The following is a 16,014-nucleotide window of genomic DNA, read 5'->3' as shown; positions in this document are numbered from 1 at the left end:
AGTATGTAAAAAATAAGGTGTTAGTATCTCTTTTTACGAGTGTAGTTATTTTTAGATTTCTTGACAGGATGATCTGCTGCTTTTGCTTTTTTGGTAGCTCTAATCAGTTTTTCAGAATCACGTAAAGATTCATCTTTTTCTCGCAGATTAATACTTCCCTGACTCAACTCAAAAAGATGATTAAAAATCACATCATCCTCTACGGTATCTTTATTCCAGTTAAGGAAACATTTTTTCATGTGATTTGCAATCGTATATTCAAGTGCATCACGCATTTCTCCTTTTTCCCAACCTACAGCAACATCAATCATACGTTTGATATTATTACCATAAAATCGATATTTAGGGAAGTTTTGAGGATATCCTAAAGGTTCAGGACGCTCTGCGAGTTCTTCTCTAGATGGTTTCCCATATGGAGAATCTACATCCAACTCAAAATCAGACATGATAAATAATTGATCCCATAATTTATGTTGGAAATCAGGCACATCTCTTAAATGGGGCTGTAAATTACCCATCACAGCTATAATCGCTTTTGCTACTTTATTGCGCTCTTCGCGATCTTCTATCACGATCGTTTGATCTACCATCTTCTGAATATGACGTCCATATTCTGGAATGATCAAGTGATCTCTCTCTGTATTGTATTCTAATTGATCTATCAACTGTAAAAAATTAAGTGAAGTTTGTCTACTATATATAAACTATCGCAAAATACTAAAAATTGTGCAAACTCTCATTTTAAATATATGTTGTCTTTTAACATATCTAAATGGTTCTATACCAAATTACATATTTTTAACAAGGCAAGACCATTATTTTATATTTAAATAATTACGTATCAAATATTTAATCTCACGCTTTCGCGAAAGCAAAAAAAAGAACAATTCAACTATTTTTAAACTCCTCCCCCTCTTTTTTATATCAATTTTAAAAAAATGATGTAACATTTTTTTGGAAGTTGCGTCTATTAATTAGATATTTGTCTAAATACTTAATTACTTGAACGCACTATTTAAAGCTCTTAATGATGAAACCCGTCGGGAGATCCTCAATCTTTTAAAAGAAAAGGATCTTACTGCTGGAGAAATTGCAGCCGCTTTTGACATTTCAAAACCGAGCATCTCTCATCATCTTGATTTGCTTAAACAGGCAAACCTAGTAAGTAGTATTAAAAAGGGACAGTATGTAGTGTATAGTCTTAACACAACCATCCTAGAAGAAGTGATGCAGTGGATTATACAATTAAAGAAATAACAAATTAAAACAGAATGATTATGAACCTACGCAAAGACCTTCCTTTACTTATTATTGTATTATTGCCTTTTCTATATCTAGGATATCTATATGCCGATTTACCAGAAACCGTTCCTACACATTGGAACATGCGAGGAGAAATAGATGATTGGGGATCAAAAAGCATGCTTTGGATCATTCCTTTTGCGACTTCTTTCCTAGGGTATATACTACTGAGTCTTGCTCCTAAAATTGATCCTAAAGGACAAATAAAACAAATGGGTGCTAAGTTCTATCAACTCAAATTTATCATCGTATTGTTCTTAGCAACTTTAGGGCTGTATATCCTATATGCAACACAACAACAATCGATGTCTAGTCCTAAGATTATCTACATTCTATTAGGTGTGTTTTTTACAGCTTTAGGTAATTACCTGCCTTCTGTAAAGCCTAATTACTTTATAGGATTACGTACACCTTGGACACTAGAAAGTGCTACGGTATGGAAAAAAACACATCGTCTTGCTGGGAAACTTTGGGTGATTGGAGGGCTTGCTATTATAGTATTTTCATTAATCTTATCACAACCTCAAAACTTGATTGCGTTTATTGCAACCATAGCGATTATTACAATCATTCCTTTACTGTATTCTTATATCTGGTTTAAACAGGAGAAACAGGAAGCAATAGGATAGTCTAGAGGGAGATAACTCCCTCTATCTTTCCTACTTCTTTATACTTTGCGATAACAGCATCTGGATTTTTCATACGTACATTTATAGAAACACTTGTGTATTTTCCTGTACGAGATTCTTTCCTAGTAATAACAGCTCCTATATGATCAAAGATGTCTTCTATTTCTTTTATTTTAGATGTATTAGAAGGAACAATAAATTTATATAAATAAGGTCCTGGCCATAGTGATGTATCACTAAGCTGCTCTTTTAGTTTGGCATAAAATTCTTCCGAATTTTTATCTACACTCATATAATCTATTTAAGGCGGCAAAGATAACACAAGCTACAATACCATCTATAAACTAAATTTACTATAACAAAATGCTCTTTTTTCCTCTCTATTTCAAAAGAAAAAGAAACCATAACTAAGGCTATGCTTTAGTTTGTTTTCTCATATAAAGAAAAAAATCATCATTTTCTTTTCTAGCAAATTCAATCCATAACTGGTAAAATTTGCAGTTATTATCGGTTTGCCTAATTTTGCGATATTCTATACAATATATTAAAACGATATTATGAACGTTACTAACACAACGTATCCATAATATAGCATGTATTGTTTGTATTAAAACTAGTACCAATTTTATGCCAAAAAGCATTTTACTTATAGGTGGCCCTTCCACAGGAAAAACGACACTTATAAACCATCTTAAAACCCTAGGACATCCTTGTCTTGAGGAAGTATCAAGAGACGTAATAAAAAAGGCCCAAAGCGAAGGTGTAGACCAGCTCTTCCTTGAGAAGCCTCTACTATTCAGTCAGTTATTAAAAGATGCTCGTATCGAGCAGTTTAAACAAGTAACTACTTTTGATGCCGATCTCGTATTTATAGACAGAGGGATTCCTGACACTGTGGCATATATGGATTATATAGGACAAACCTACACAGAGGAGTTTATTCAGGATTGTAAAACCTATATCTATGATGTTGTTTTTATACTACCCTTATGGAAAGAGATTCATCAAACAGATGGAGAACGTTATGAGAATTTTGAACAAGCACAAGAAATTCAAAAACATTTATTGCAAACATATAGACACTACGGATACACACCTATTGAAGTTCCTATAGGTGATGTAGCTTCGAGAGCCACATTTATTATAAATACATTAAAGGGTTGAAGGATACCCCAAAAGACATATTAAAAACCTATTGGGGATATGATACATTTAGACCATTACAAGAAGATTGTGTCCAGAGTATTTTAAAAAGACAAGACACCATTGCTCTTCTTCCTACGGGAGGTGGTAAATCTTTATGTTATCAAATCCCAGCATTAGCATCAGATGGAATTGCCATTGTGGTCTCTCCCCTTATTGCATTAATGAAAGATCAGGTTCTTAACCTTCAAGAAAAAGGAATTAAAGCACTTGCCATTACAAGTGGAATACGATATACAGACTTAGATGCATTACTCGATAACTGTATTTATGGAAATTACAAACTCCTTTACCTATCTCCTGAGCGATTACAGCAAGAACTTGTGATAGAGCGTATCAAGCAAATGAATGTATCTCTCATTGCTGTAGACGAAGCACATTGTATCTCACAATGGGGACATGATTTTAGACCTGCGTATCGTAAAATTGCCCGCTTACGCGAAATAAAACCAAACACACCTATCATCGCGCTCACAGCAACAGCGACAGATACCGTCTTACAAGACATTACACAGGAGCTTCAGCTTAATGACCCAGTACTTTGTAAAGGTTCGTATCATAGAAAAAACCTAACCTATACCCTTATTAATAGCGCCGATAAGAATTTTCGCCTTGAGCAAATACTAAAGAAAACAACACAAAGCGCCATTATATATGTACGTAATAGAAAAGCAACCATCCTAACAGCTCAATTTCTAAATAGTAGAAATATCATAGCCACCTATTATCACGGAGGTATGTCTCGAGAAGACAGACACAAACATTATAAAAACTGGCGCGACAATAAAGCACAAGTAATGGTAAGCACCAATGCCTTTGGAATGGGCATAGACAAAGCAAATGTAGATACCGTTATTCATCTAGAAATACCTGATAGTTTAGAAAACTATTTCCAAGAAGCAGGACGAGCAGGTAGAAATGGACAAGACTCAAAAGCAGTCCTTATATATAATGAGAATGACATCCTGAGATTAGACAATCAGTTTTTAAGTGTAATCCCTAGTGTATCTTATGTAAAAGAAATCTATAGCAGACTTAACAATTATTTTCAAATCTCCTATGGCGAAGGAGAAGAAACCAATCATCGATTTAACTTCAGTACGTTCTGTCAAACATATAAATTAAAGACAATGCGTACCTATAATGCATTACTTGCTCTTGATCGTAATAGCGTTATCAGTTTATCACAAGAATTTACAAAAAAAGCAACCGTTACTTTTAAAATATCTGATGTAGCACTCACCTATTACCTTATTAAGAATCCACAATGGGATAACATTGTAAAAACAATATTACGAACTTACGGAGGTATCTTTGAACAAATCGTCACTATAAACTATAGTATTATTGCAAATAAATCTGGGACATCTACAGATAAAGTACATAATACATTACTTGCCTTAGCAAAAGACGATATTATAGATTATGAATATCAAAGTTATGATACAGCTATTACCTTCCTAGTTCCTAGAGAAGATGAGCGAACCATTAATGTGATTGCTTCACATATTAAAACGCAAGCCAATTTTAAAAAGCAACAGATAGAGACTGTAAAGAAGTATATTACCGAGACAGCCACGTGCAGAACCATACAACTTCTTTCCTATTTTGGAGAAGAGATACAAATATCTTGTGGTCACTGTGATATTTGTAAACAAAATAGCCAAACAGAAATACAACCTACAAACACAGTCAGTCAAGCTATTTTAAAAGCACTTACTATAAAAGAACAAAGTTCTCGAGAACTTACAGACTTACCATACACAGAAAGCCAAATTATTAATACAATAAAATTGCTTTTAGATCAAAAAAAGATTACACTCACCCCAGCAAACACATATCAATTAGCATGAAATGAGCGTAAATAAATTTAATTTGTTTCATTTCTTCTGAAAGAAAAATTTTTAAATAGATGAAAGACATACGTATTGTTTTTATGGGCACTCCAGACTTTGCAGTAACCATACTAGAAACATTAGTCACACAAGAATATACCATTGTAGGAGTTATCACAGCGCCAGACCGTCCAGCAGGTCGAGGTCAGAAACTTCGTAAAAGTGCCGTAAAAGTATATGCCGAGTCACAAGGACTTACCATATTACAACCTACCAATCTTAAGAACCAAGATTTTGTAGATGAGCTAGCCGCACTTAAAGCCAATTTACAAATCGTAGTTGCCTTCCGTATGTTACCAGCGGTAGTATGGCAAATGCCAGAATATGGTACTTTTAATCTACACGCTTCGCTCTTACCACAATATCGAGGAGCCGCACCAATTAACTGGGCTATTATAAATGGAGAAACAGAAACTGGAGTTACCACCTTTTTTATAGACGAAAAAATAGACACTGGCGCTGTTATATTTCAGGAGCGTTTATCTATAGGAAAAAACGAAAATGCAGGGAGCCTTCACGATCGATTAATGCACCTTGGGGCAGAGCTAGTTTCTAAGACCGTAGACGCCATTGCAAATGACAAAATTACGACTCAAATTCAACCGCAATCTGGCGACCTCAAAACAGCGTATAAACTGTTCCCTGAAAACACAAAAATTGATTGGGAAATTTCTTCAGAAATTATACATAATCACATAAGAGGATTAAGTCCATATCCAGGATCTTGGTGTTACCTTATTAATAATGATAAAGAAGAACGGGTAAAAATCTATAACGCTTTCGCGAAAGCGTATGATGAAACATCTCAAGAAAAAGACACAAAACTACCATTAGGAACCATCCAAATAGAAGATGGAAACCTAAAAGTCACAGCCCTAAATGGATACATATATATTACCGAAATACAACTTCCAGGCAAGCGAAAAATGGATGTAAAGTCACTTTTGAACGGTTATAATTTTGAAAAAAATGCCAAAATGCGCTAAACCCGCACTATCATTGGGGTCACAGAAGACCCCAAAAAACCCCTTCTTTATTAACAATCGCCTTGATTTATTAACAAAATCGCCGATTTCCCTTGCTATTACTTGCATGAGAGAATATTCCGTATAAATTTGTTACAGAATTAAACACAAGGTTTAACTAACAATAATTAAATTTTACATTATGAACAAATCAGAATTAATTGATGGAATGGCGGAGCACGCAGGAATTACTAAAGCATCTGCAAAAAAAGCATTAGAGTCTTTCTTAGGTAACGTTGAAGGAACACTTAAGCAAGGAGGACGTGTTTCTCTTGTAGGTTTTGGATCTTGGTCTGTATCTAAGCGTAATGCTCGTGAAGGAAGAAATCCTCAAACTGGAAAAACAATCCAAATCGCTGCTAAAAATGTAGTGAAATTCAAAGCTGGTTCTGAATTAGGAAATTCAGTAAACTAATCAAACTTTGATATAGTTATACATCTAGATTTTTCTGTAAAAAAAAGACCTAGATATAAGTATTAAAAAGCTCAATAATCTATGTATTATTGAGCTTTTTTAATGCTTCAATTCTAAGACATAATAATAACCTTAAAAATACAGCAACTTTAAACAAAAAAAGTAACTTTGTGACAAAGTGATACACCTATGAATCCTTCTGCGCTAGGCTGGATAAAAAAACACCTTCCGTACTTCTTAGAGTTTTTATCCTCAAATACGATGGATGAAGATGAAATGTATCTTAGACTTAGAACAAACGGTTTTATATACGGCACATCTATAAAAACACTTTGTGACGAGGAAAGTCAACAACTTAAATGGACAGAAGAAGAAAAAACAAAGGTCAACCTATTTGATGCATTAACATTTACTTATTACGATTGTATAGAAAATGCAAGTGCTATAGATTGTGTAAAGAGTATGATTACTTTTTACAGTGAACTCAATAAAAATCAAGGTGGTCCTTCTATAAAACTAGGATCATCTCCAGATGCAAATTACCGGATACTCGAAAAGATCATTCAAGAACGCATCCAAACCAACGAGCCTTTATTTAAAAAGAATTTTAGCCATATTATTACCAATGCGCTATTATTTTTAGACGTACTAAGTTTTGATCATTATCTTATTTCTGGAGAAGACCCATTACCATATGCTGTATGTCTAGAAAAAAACCTTACTCAAGTAGTATGGCTTGCACTTAGACAAAAAGAGAATAAAGATCATTACAATGAACTCCTCATTAAGCTTTTTGAGAGTTCTATACGGTATAATACAACCATTAAAAGTGAAAACCTCTCTCTAGAAGATATTCAAAAACAAGCCGTAAACCAGCCATTAGAACAATTGTACCTCTTAGATTTATGTGCTTTATCATTATGGGATGATGAAAAAATAGATACACAAGAAGAAATCTTTATGAGAGATATCTCTCAACAATTACAAATTCCAAGTGCTCAAAAAGAAGATTCTTTAAAAGCAGTCGCTTCATTCATCGCAGAACATAAGGAAGATATTGCCTATTTGAACTATAGCAACCCTGTAATGCATTTTTACAACCAAACGACTAGAACGGTATCTACACTTATACTTCGTAACAAGAAACGCCTTGTAAAAGAAATCACGCAAAGTAAGGACTTAGTTGTTTTATTAGGAAACTCTACCGTACGAGATCTCTCCGATGATGAAAAAAAGGTCGTTAGAAATCAGTTACTAGATATTTGCAAAACGATTCCTTCGCTTGCCATTTTCTTATTACCTGGTGGTACCATCCTACTTCCTATATTGATGAAGTATATCCCTACCCTATTACCAAGTGCTTTTAATGAGAATAAAATAGAGTAAAATTCTTAATTGGTGGCTGTTAATTTATAATTTGAGAAATATCATAAACCAATGAAAATAAGTGTATTTATCGGAATCCTTTTTTGCGCTACTTTATTTGGGTGTAAAATTGAAAATGATGACCGATTTATTTTTTTTCTTCACAATCGATTTTTAGAGGAACATGAATTATCAGAATTACATCCCGAATTTGGACGAGTTGAATACAATGAAATTATTGCCGAATTCGAGAAAAGTGGTTTAAACGTTATCAGCGAGAAAAGAAGTGGAAACGTAAATGCGAGAGAATACGCAATTGGAATTATAAACCAAATAGACAGCTTAATAAAAGCAGGAATTGAGTCCAAAAAAATAACTGTAATAGGAACATCAAAAGGCGGATATATTGCTCAATATGTTTCGACTATGGCTAATAATCAAGATTTGAATTTTGTATTTGTTGCAAGTTTTAGGAATAATGACATTCAAAATATACCTGAAATCAACTATTGCGGAAACATTTTAACGATTTATGAGAAGTCCGACCCTTTTGGAGTTTCTGCATTGGAACGAAAGAAAACTTCGAGATGTGAAATAAAGCACTTTAAAGAAATTGAACTAAATACAGGAATGGGACACGGTTTCTTGTTCAAATCTCTAAAAGAATGGATTAAACCAACAATAAAATGGGCGAATGGGAATTATAATCTGGAATAAAAACTATAGGTAACACAAGGTGTAATTAATTGCCTGGGTCTAGCCTACTTACAAAAATCCTCGCAGATTTTCTATTTAGTTTGTATTTGCTAAATTAGTTACTGAAGTACGTTAGCATTAATTAAAGAAATGAAAGCAACAAAACTGCTAGAATATAAACTCAAAGGAGAAAGAAATATTTCTTCAAAAAATCCAATACTAGATGGAGACCATCTATACTGCTTATTCACATATAATAAAAACTATTTTGAAAGCAGAATAATATGTCTTACTAAGAATAGTTTTGAGGTTGTATGGGAATATAAGTACCCGTTTATTATGAATAATTTAATTATTCATAATAAAATACTTTTTGCTTGTACCATGGATGGTGTTTTACTTGAATTAGATGCCATTAATGGTAAGCTCCTTTCAAGTAACGAACTGAATATTGATCGCTGTGGACGTACGTCAGAAATTTACAACGACTTAATAGCGGTAGGAGGAATTCAAGGAACTAAAGAGACTACCTGTTTTAGTCTGTCTGATAAAAAGATAAAATGGACAAAAGAAAATAATGGCCATTCATCAATCCCACTTATCATACAGAATAGCGTGTTGCAATGTGCAGAACATCAAATTACTTGCTTCGACTTAGATTCTGGAAAACAAGTATGGAACTCAAAAGAAAAAAGAGGTTATGTACGCAACCCTATTTATTTTAAATCATCCATTGTTGTGGGAGGAAAAGGTCATATTAATTTCTACAATTTAAAAAACGGCAAACTTGAGGGGCAATATTCTGAGCAAAATATGGGATCAATAAGTAGAATAATCGCTCACAAAGACTGTTTATACTTTGGTGATAGTATAGGTAATTTTTATGGGACAAAAATCTTTGAAAAGAAAAACGTTTTTGGAAAAATAAAGTATTCTGCAAAAAAACTATGGGAATACAATTCAAGTGGAACAATTGAAAGTCTTCCCGTTTTAAATGAAAGTAAAGTTTTGTTTATTAATGATGATAACAAACTTATTTGTTTAGATAGATTTACTGGTGAATTAGTTTGGCTATTCAACACAAAAGCTGAAGCTGGTGTTTCGGGATTGGTTTTAGATAAGGAAAATGTTTTTGTCTCAGTTGCTAAAGGCCATGTCTATAAAATTAAACTAAACTAATTCTAATCTACCTATCAATCTATCCACGTTTTAAAATCCTTCACACGCTCTCTACTTACAATAATCTCCTGTTCATTCCAATTATTCAACTTGATTTGTAAACGTGAGTTCGTATAGGAGATAATATCTTTTATAGCATTGATATTGATATAGAACTTTCTACTTACTCTAAAGAATGTTTTAGGCTCTAGTTCATCTTCTAGGTGTTCTAAGGTCGTATCTAGCAAATAATTCCTTCCTTCTGTTGTTCCGGCGTAGGTGCCCTTGTTCTCGCTATAAAAACACTCTATTTCATCTACAGGAATCATTTTAAGATGCTGTCCAATCTTTGTTGTAAAACGTCTTTTATACTCTCGTTCTACAGCAGTAACTCCTAGTAATTTTTTAATATCTTCAAAATTAAGCGCTACATCTTGTTGTTTCGGAATACGTTCTTTATACTTTGCTACCGCTTTTTCTAGATCCTCATCATCAATAGGTTTTAATAAATAGTCTACACTATTTAACTTAAAAGCCTGTAATGCATATTCATCAAAAGCAGTGGTAAAAATAATAGCACTCTTTACCTCTACTTGATCAAAAATTTCAAAAGACAACCCATCTGATAATTGAATGTCTAGAAAGATTAAATCAGGATGTGTATTATTTTTAAACCATGTCACAGCCTCTTCTACAGAATGTAACATCTCGCTTACAGTTACATCAAGTTCTGCAAGCATTCTGTTAAGTCTACGTGCTGAAGGTTTCTCGTCTTCTATTATAAGTACATTCATAGGATGCATATTCTAGGTATTCTCAATACGAGAATTATATTGGTTGATTGATTGCGTATTTAAATATACTATATATAAGAATATTTAAAATGTATTATTTGACAAGCATTCCAGCTTTCCATATTCTTTTGATAGTCGCGATATTATACATATCATCTATAGGATTACTATCCAACAAAAGCATATCCGCGATATACCCTTCTTTTATAAATCCTACATTCCCTATATCAAATTTTGTAGCAGGAAGGGATGTTGCACTTTTTAAAACATCTACATTAGGGATCCCAGCTCTACTTAAAAAGATAAGTTCTTTGTACAAATCTGTTCCCATATTAATGTTTGCATTGGGTGGATCTGTACCAGCTAAGATAGGAACTCCAACATCATACAATCGTTTTATCTCATTGAGGATTTGAATTTCTACTAAATCTGTCTCTTCTTGATTTTTACCATAAAACATGGGTTGTACCAACACATTGGTTAGTACTGTTGGAATGACAAAAAAGTCGTGATTCTTAACTAGGTCATCTAGATGTGCTTGTGGCATATCTATATCTGTCCAGATATGCACTAACCCATCTGCTCCATTAGAGAGTACTTTATAGGCATCTTCTTCTTTTGAGATATGAACCACAGCCACCTTCTTTTTAGCATGTGCTTCTTTTATAATTTCTTTTGCAATCTCATGTGAAATGGTAGCCTTCCAAGGCTCAACTATAATTTTTATATGATCTACTCCAGCAGCAACTCTATCTGTCACCCATTGTTTTGCATCTTCTGGTTTTTCTAATGTAGGAACATCAAAACCATATTGTGTTCCATGACCTGCTGGTGCTGTCGCTGCATACCCAGCTCTATATAAACGAGCTATATTTGTAGAATCTCGTAATGCAGTCATATATTGTTGCACAATTTCTAATCCATGCATATCGAGTAAATTAAGCACTCCCGCTTTTGCAGCTTCTTTTAATTGTTCGACAGCAAAGGCATGTACATGACTATTGGTAAGTGCAGGCATTAAAAATTTACCCTTACCGTTAATTACAGTATAATCTCCTTTTATATTTTTTCCAACTTCTTTTATAAGACCGTCTTCTACAAGAACTGATGTCTTTTTTATAACAACATCTCCATCAAAAAGCGTTACGTTCTTAACTAGAAAAGATTCTTGGCTATATGTGACAAATGAAATGCATATGCACAATAAGGTTAATCGTAGTTTCATAGATATAATGATATATAAATTAGGATATGTATGTATTGTTGTTTTATCAATTTGCAAGATACGTCTTGTTCTTTATTCAATTGTTACTTTCCAGTTCTTCTATTTCTAACTCTTTGTTCAAATTCTTCTTCTTCCTTCTCCATAAGCTCTTTAATTTTACGAATCTCCCAAGTTTTATAGAGCTTATTAAAACGCACTCCCTTAAACACATACAACCAGTGTAATAGTAAGCCTATCCCCCAAACAGTCGGTGTAATATATCGGCCCCAAAAAGGCATATGAGTTGTAAATCTTCCATCATCAAAAACACCTGCATAAAACAACTGTTCTATTGTGCTAAAAACGATATAAGCAAAGAGGTGTGAATACCAACCTTTTTCCTGATCTATTTGTTTCTTAGCACGGTCATACTTTTCTTGATCCTCCATTTTGAGTATATTTTAGTACTTCTATTTTCCAGTTCTTCTATTTCTAGTTCTTTGTGCAAATTCTTCTTCTTCTTCCTCCATAAATTCCTTGATTTTACGATCCTCCCAAGTTTTATAAAACTTTTTAAAACGTACTCCTTTAAATACTTTTATCCAATGTCCGAGTAAACCAATTCCCCAGAAAAAAGGAGTTGTTAAGTGCACCCACCAAGGCATATGACCTGTAATACTTCCATCATCAAATACACCTCCGTAAAACAATTGCAAAAGGGTATTAATGACGATATAGATAAACAAATGTGTATACCAGCCCTTTTCCTCTTCTACTTGCTTTTTTGCACGTTCAAATTTTTCTTGATCACTTTCCATAACTATAACCATGTTGATCTATTGTTCTCTTCTTTATTCATCTCTTCCTTAATCTTACGTTCTTCCCAATTCTTACCAAAAAGAATCTCGGTTCCAAAAATTTTAAAAGCTTCGATAGCGATCCCTAATCCCCAAAACCCAACGATCCATAAAAACCAAGGATGTCGTAATCCATTCGTATAATAATTCAATCCTAGAAAAATGATTCCAAATAAAAGGAAACTCCCTAGTTTTCCATAAAACTTCTTTATGGTCGCTACCCTTGTAGCTGCTCTGTGATATTTACTTTCTTGATGTTCCATAATATATGTTTTTTTAAAATGAATCGTCTCTTAAATACTCATCTATCTTACGCTTCTCCCAATCTTTATTAAAAAACGGATTCCAATTAAATGTACATGCGGCATGACTTAAAACGCCTATTCCCCATCCTGCAATTGGGAATATAGCCCAAGGAAATGATGTCGTATAATAATTAATCACTAAAAATATAGGGACCATCACTATATAGGTAATCAGGTGTGTATAAAACTCCCTTATCTCATGAACATGAGCCTTTGCTCTGTCATATTTTGTGTACTCGTTATTTATATCATTCATAATTACGTTGTTTTAAAATTACAATGTAAATATGATACAATCTAAGATTCTTATAAACTAAGAGTCACTCAACTGTTATTTTTTGAGGATGAATTGTTGATTGGAGGTTTTTTGTACAGAAAAAAGAATACAGAACATAGACTATCAACAAGATAATCTGTTTCGGTTTCATCTAAATTATGTTATATATGAATACGCATTACGCTTTCGCGAAAGCGGAAAAAATCCTACTTTAGCATAGCTTCTATTCCTATGAAATTCAAACTGCAATCCGACTTTAAACCCACAGGTGATCAACCTACCGCTATCCAATCTCTCGTAGATGGATTAAATAGCAAAGAAACCTATCAAACTCTACTGGGAGTAACCGGTAGTGGAAAAACCTTTACGGTCGCCAATGTTATTGAGCAAACCCAGAAGCCTACGTTAGTCCTAGCACATAACAAAACGCTCGCAGCACAATTGTATAGCGAGTTTAAAGCATTCTTTCCAGAAAATGCGGTTGAATATTTTGTCTCTTATTATGATTATTACCAGCCTGAAGCCTTTATTCCTTCTTCAGGAGTGTATATAGAAAAAGATCTCTCAATTAATGAAGAGATTGAGAAAATGCGATTAAGTACCACTTCTGCGCTACTTTCTGGGCGAAGAGATGTTATTGTAGTTGCATCGGTATCCTGTCTATATGGAATAGGAAATCCTGCTGAGTTTCAAAAAAATGTGATTGAGATTAAGCGTGATCAAGTCATTGCGCGCACCATGCTTCTTAAACGTCTTGTACAAGCACTATACAGTCGTACCGAAGCCGAGTTTACCAGAGGAAACTTTAGAATAAAAGGAGACATTGTAGAGATCTTTCCAGGATATGCAGATATCGCATTTCGGATTCATTTCTTTGGAGATGAGATAGAAGAAATGGAGTCTTTTGACCCCAAAACAAGCGAAGTCATTGAGAAATACGAGCAACTACGTATCTATCCTGCAAATATGTTTGTAACCTCTCCCGATGTCCTCCAAGGCGCCATTAATAATATAGGAGAAGACCTCGTAAAACAAGTAGACTATTTTAAAGAAATAGGAAAACACTTAGAAGCCAAACGTCTGAATGAACGTACCAATTTTGATTTGGAAATGATTAGAGAGCTTGGTTATTGCTCAGGAATAGAAAACTATTCTCGGTATCTAGATGGTAGAGATCCCGGGACGCGCCCTTTCTGCTTACTCGATTATTTCCCAGACGATTACTTGATGATTGTAGATGAGAGCCATGTGACCGTATCTCAAGTAAGTGCCATGTATGGTGGAGACCGTAGTCGTAAAGAAAACCTTGTAGAATACGGGTTTAGACTTCCTGCAGCTATGGATAATCGTCCTTTAAAATTTGAAGAATGGGAAATGCTCCAAAACCAAATCATCTATGTATCTGCAACTCCAGCCGATTATGAATTACAAAAATCGGAAGGAACCTATGTAGAACAAATCATACGACCTACAGGGCTTCTCGACCCGACTATAGAAGTGAGACCAAGTCTTAATCAAATAGATGACCTCATCGAGGAAATTAATAAAGTAGTCGCACGTGATGAACGTATTCTCGTGACGACCTTGACCAAGCGTATGGCAGAGGAACTGACTAAATACTTGATGCGTATTGATATCCGTACCCGATACATTCACTCAGATGTAGATACGCTAGAACGGGTTGAGATTATGCAAGATTTACGTAAAGGACTCTATGATGTATTAGTGGGTGTAAACCTACTCCGTGAAGGATTGGATTTACCCGAAGTTTCACTGGTAGCGATTCTTGATGCAGATAAAGAAGGATTCTTACGTAGCAAACGATCCCTTACACAAACCATAGGACGTGCCGCTCGTAATATAAACGGGAAAGCCATTATGTATGCAGATAAGATCACAAGAAGCATGCAAGAAACCATTGATGGTAGTAACTACCGAAGAGAAAAACAAATCGCTTATAACACCGCAAACGGCCTCAAACCAAAAGCCATTAAAAAGAGTTTGGACAATGCCCTTACACGTAAAGCCACCTATTCTTTAGAAGCAGAAGCTCTTATAAACCTTGCCGCCGAAGATGCTGCGACCTATCAAACCAAACCACAGATAGAAAAAAGCATCAGAGACTCACGTAAAGCCATGGAAGCTGCTGCAAAAGAATTGGACTTTATGCAAGCAGCAAAACTCCGAGATCATATCAAAGCCCTGCAACAAAAGTTGAAAGCACTCGCTTAGAGGATACTTGCTTTTTACGCTTTCTAGGAACATAGTGACGCAGAAGTTTATGCTGAGCTATGTCGAAGTGCAAAAGCGTATACTATCTTACAAACAATAATACGCGATACTTTCTTGTTTTAATCTTATGAGATTAAGATTCCTCTTCTTTTTAATGTTATTGACTTCTTGTAAATACAAAGAAGTTTCAAACACAAGGGATTCTCAAGATACTATTATCGTATACAATGAGGCTGTTTTTACAACCTTGTGGCGAGAAAATCAAAATATAAAAATAAAGGTTATAGATACTCATTGTATTAATCAACGTAAAAGAGCAAGAACAGATATTAAGCAAGGAAATATTATCTATTTTAATTCTCAAGAATGGTTACATAAAGAAATGTCTCCTCTACTAGCCAAGCATAATATAATTTTAAAACAATACAACTATGGTTGTCTTTGGGGTCCTTACTTTGATCCTTATTGTTATGAAGAAAAAATGTGGAAAGAAATACATACCATATTTGGTGATACATTTTAAATATTGACTCACTACTAGGAGTTGCAGAACGAAATACAATAATCAAAAATCCGAACAAAGAATATTTTAGAGATGGTATTGATCTAAGAAAAAAATACCTCCCTAATTTATAGACAGGTAAAGAACTAATTTAA

At 34.1% G+C, this 16,014-nt stretch carries 19 protein-coding genes; 11 read left to right on the top strand and 8 right to left on the bottom strand.

Annotation, left to right across the window (positions count from 1 at the left end; translation table 11 throughout):
• Positions 1-20 precede the first annotated feature (20 nt).
• On the bottom strand, positions 21-665 hold the full coding sequence (locus ABJD27_RS19025; protein ID WP_348171891.1) for a DUF4290 domain-containing protein: 645 nt from the start codon (positions 663-665) through the stop codon (positions 21-23).
• A 337-nt stretch (positions 666-1,002) separates the two neighbouring features.
• Here ABJD27_RS19025 and ABJD27_RS19020 point away from each other — a divergent pair, with 337 nt between their 5' ends.
• Both ABJD27_RS19020 and ABJD27_RS19015 read left to right on the top strand, forming a co-directional pair.
• Complete coding sequence (locus ABJD27_RS19020) at positions 1,003-1,257, top strand: autorepressor SdpR family transcription factor (RefSeq protein ID WP_348171893.1); 255 nt, start codon at positions 1,003-1,005, stop codon at positions 1,255-1,257.
• 20 nt (positions 1,258-1,277) lie between these two features.
• Positions 1,278-1,931, top strand: a complete 654-nt coding sequence (locus ABJD27_RS19015; protein ID WP_348171895.1) for an SdpI family protein — start codon at positions 1,278-1,280, stop codon at positions 1,929-1,931.
• Between the two features lies 1 nt (position 1,932).
• Here the strand turns inward: ABJD27_RS19015 and ABJD27_RS19010 are convergent, their stop codons facing one another.
• Complete coding sequence (locus ABJD27_RS19010) at positions 1,933-2,223, bottom strand: DUF493 family protein (RefSeq protein ID WP_348171898.1); 291 nt, start codon at positions 2,221-2,223, stop codon at positions 1,933-1,935.
• 335 nt (positions 2,224-2,558) lie between these two features.
• Here ABJD27_RS19010 and ABJD27_RS19005 point away from each other — a divergent pair, with 335 nt between their 5' ends.
• From ABJD27_RS19005 to ABJD27_RS18975, 7 genes are all read left to right on the top strand, one after another.
• A complete protein-coding gene (locus ABJD27_RS19005) occupies positions 2,559-3,095 on the top strand; it encodes an ATP-binding protein (RefSeq protein ID WP_348171901.1) in 537 nt (178 codons plus the stop codon).
• Positions 3,092-4,987: an ATP-dependent DNA helicase RecQ gene (locus ABJD27_RS19000; RefSeq protein WP_348171904.1), complete on the top strand. Its 1,896-nt coding sequence runs from the start codon at positions 3,092-3,094 to the stop codon at positions 4,985-4,987. The genes ABJD27_RS19005 and ABJD27_RS19000 overlap by 4 nt, the downstream gene beginning before the upstream one ends.
• A 59-nt stretch (positions 4,988-5,046) precedes the next feature.
• The gene (gene fmt, locus ABJD27_RS18995; RefSeq protein WP_348171907.1) at positions 5,047-6,015 is read left to right on the top strand and encodes a methionyl-tRNA formyltransferase; all 969 of its coding nucleotides are present in this window, start codon (positions 5,047-5,049) and stop codon (positions 6,013-6,015) included.
• A gap of 181 nt (positions 6,016-6,196) precedes the next feature.
• Positions 6,197-6,469, top strand: coding sequence for an HU family DNA-binding protein (locus ABJD27_RS18990; RefSeq protein WP_348171910.1), 273 nt, complete (start codon positions 6,197-6,199; stop codon positions 6,467-6,469).
• 189 nt (positions 6,470-6,658) lie between these two features.
• Positions 6,659-7,855, top strand: a complete 1,197-nt coding sequence (locus tag ABJD27_RS18985) for an LETM1-related biofilm-associated protein (protein WP_348171913.1) — start codon at positions 6,659-6,661, stop codon at positions 7,853-7,855.
• Positions 7,856-7,906: 51 nt separating this feature from the next.
• Positions 7,907-8,551 carry an alpha/beta hydrolase gene (locus ABJD27_RS18980; RefSeq protein WP_348171916.1) on the top strand — a complete coding sequence of 215 codons (645 nt, stop codon included), beginning with the start codon at positions 7,907-7,909 and terminating at the stop codon, positions 8,549-8,551.
• A 129-nt stretch (positions 8,552-8,680) separates the two neighbouring features.
• A complete protein-coding gene (locus ABJD27_RS18975) occupies positions 8,681-9,709 on the top strand; it encodes a PQQ-binding-like beta-propeller repeat protein (RefSeq protein WP_348171919.1) in 1,029 nt (342 codons plus the stop codon).
• A gap of 14 nt (positions 9,710-9,723) precedes the next feature.
• On the opposite strand, the gene ABJD27_RS18970 is transcribed toward ABJD27_RS18975, so the two are convergent.
• The 6 genes from ABJD27_RS18970 to ABJD27_RS18945 all read right to left on the bottom strand — a co-directional run bounded on the left by ABJD27_RS18970 (position 9,724) and on the right by ABJD27_RS18945 (position 13,104).
• Positions 9,724-10,482: a LytTR family DNA-binding domain-containing protein gene (locus tag ABJD27_RS18970; RefSeq protein WP_348171922.1), complete on the bottom strand. Its 759-nt coding sequence runs from the start codon at positions 10,480-10,482 to the stop codon at positions 9,724-9,726.
• 94 nt (positions 10,483-10,576) lie between these two features.
• Entirely contained in the window at positions 10,577-11,707 is a 1,131-nt protein-coding gene (locus ABJD27_RS18965; RefSeq protein ID WP_348171925.1) for an amidohydrolase family protein, read from the bottom strand.
• Positions 11,708-11,790: 83 nt separating this feature from the next.
• Entirely contained in the window at positions 11,791-12,135 is a 345-nt protein-coding gene (locus ABJD27_RS18960; protein ID WP_348171928.1) for a 2TM domain-containing protein, read from the bottom strand.
• 21 nt (positions 12,136-12,156) lie between these two features.
• Positions 12,157-12,504, bottom strand: coding sequence for a 2TM domain-containing protein (locus tag ABJD27_RS18955; RefSeq protein WP_348171931.1), 348 nt, complete (start codon positions 12,502-12,504; stop codon positions 12,157-12,159).
• Between the two features lie 2 nt (positions 12,505-12,506).
• Positions 12,507-12,806 (bottom strand): 2TM domain-containing protein, encoded by a 300-nt coding sequence (locus ABJD27_RS18950; RefSeq protein ID WP_348171934.1) that lies wholly within the window; start codon positions 12,804-12,806, stop codon positions 12,507-12,509.
• Positions 12,807-12,819: 13 nt separating this feature from the next.
• The gene (locus tag ABJD27_RS18945; RefSeq protein ID WP_348171937.1) at positions 12,820-13,104 is read right to left on the bottom strand and encodes a 2TM domain-containing protein; all 285 of its coding nucleotides are present in this window, start codon (positions 13,102-13,104) and stop codon (positions 12,820-12,822) included.
• A 252-nt stretch (positions 13,105-13,356) separates the two neighbouring features.
• On the opposite strand from ABJD27_RS18945, the gene uvrB reads away from it, so the two are divergent.
• Together uvrB and ABJD27_RS18935 are read left to right on the top strand one after the other, a co-directional pair.
• Positions 13,357-15,357 carry an excinuclease ABC subunit UvrB gene (gene uvrB, locus ABJD27_RS18940; protein ID WP_348171940.1) on the top strand — a complete coding sequence of 667 codons (2,001 nt, stop codon included), beginning with the start codon at positions 13,357-13,359 and terminating at the stop codon, positions 15,355-15,357.
• Between the two features lie 127 nt (positions 15,358-15,484).
• Positions 15,485-15,880: a hypothetical protein gene (locus tag ABJD27_RS18935; RefSeq protein ID WP_348171943.1), complete on the top strand. Its 396-nt coding sequence runs from the start codon at positions 15,485-15,487 to the stop codon at positions 15,878-15,880.
• Positions 15,881-16,014: the final 134 nt, after the last annotated feature.

Origin of the sequence: Dokdonia sp. (assembly GCF_039945015.1) — a bacterium.
In the GTDB taxonomy this organism is placed as follows: Bacteria; Bacteroidota; Bacteroidia; order Flavobacteriales; family Flavobacteriaceae; genus Dokdonia.
The sequence above is the reverse complement of the archived record's forward strand: the minus strand, read 5'-3'. Positions and strand labels throughout refer to the sequence as shown.

What these genes read in the sequence shown, in the direction of transcription:
- ABJD27_RS19015 (WP_348171895.1), top strand. Translation starts at nt 1,278, where the DNA reads ATGAACCTACGCAAAGACCTTCCTTTACTTATTATTGTATTATTGCCT.
- ABJD27_RS19010 (WP_348171898.1), bottom strand. Translation starts at nt 2,223, where the DNA reads ATGAGTGTAGATAAAAATTCGGAAGAATTTTATGCCAAACTAAAAGAG.
- ABJD27_RS19005 (WP_348171901.1), top strand. Translation starts at nt 2,559, where the DNA reads ATGCCAAAAAGCATTTTACTTATAGGTGGCCCTTCCACAGGAAAAACG.
- fmt (WP_348171907.1), top strand. Translation starts at nt 5,047, where the DNA reads ATGAAAGACATACGTATTGTTTTTATGGGCACTCCAGACTTTGCAGTA.
- ABJD27_RS18990 (WP_348171910.1), top strand. Translation starts at nt 6,197, where the DNA reads ATGAACAAATCAGAATTAATTGATGGAATGGCGGAGCACGCAGGAATT.
- ABJD27_RS18985 (WP_348171913.1), top strand. Translation starts at nt 6,659, where the DNA reads ATGAATCCTTCTGCGCTAGGCTGGATAAAAAAACACCTTCCGTACTTC.
- ABJD27_RS18980 (WP_348171916.1), top strand. Translation starts at nt 7,907, where the DNA reads ATGAAAATAAGTGTATTTATCGGAATCCTTTTTTGCGCTACTTTATTT.
- ABJD27_RS18975 (WP_348171919.1), top strand. Translation starts at nt 8,681, where the DNA reads ATGAAAGCAACAAAACTGCTAGAATATAAACTCAAAGGAGAAAGAAAT.
- ABJD27_RS18970 (WP_348171922.1), bottom strand. Translation starts at nt 10,482, where the DNA reads ATGAATGTACTTATAATAGAAGACGAGAAACCTTCAGCACGTAGACTT.
- ABJD27_RS18965 (WP_348171925.1), bottom strand. Translation starts at nt 11,707, where the DNA reads ATGAAACTACGATTAACCTTATTGTGCATATGCATTTCATTTGTCACA.
- ABJD27_RS18960 (WP_348171928.1), bottom strand. Translation starts at nt 12,135, where the DNA reads ATGGAGGATCAAGAAAAGTATGACCGTGCTAAGAAACAAATAGATCAG.
- ABJD27_RS18955 (WP_348171931.1), bottom strand. Translation starts at nt 12,504, where the DNA reads ATGGAAAGTGATCAAGAAAAATTTGAACGTGCAAAAAAGCAAGTAGAA.
- ABJD27_RS18950 (WP_348171934.1), bottom strand. Translation starts at nt 12,806, where the DNA reads ATGGAACATCAAGAAAGTAAATATCACAGAGCAGCTACAAGGGTAGCG.
- ABJD27_RS18945 (WP_348171937.1), bottom strand. Translation starts at nt 13,104, where the DNA reads ATGAATGATATAAATAACGAGTACACAAAATATGACAGAGCAAAGGCT.
- uvrB (WP_348171940.1), top strand. Translation starts at nt 13,357, where the DNA reads ATGAAATTCAAACTGCAATCCGACTTTAAACCCACAGGTGATCAACCT.
- ABJD27_RS18935 (WP_348171943.1), top strand. Translation starts at nt 15,485, where the DNA reads ATGAGATTAAGATTCCTCTTCTTTTTAATGTTATTGACTTCTTGTAAA.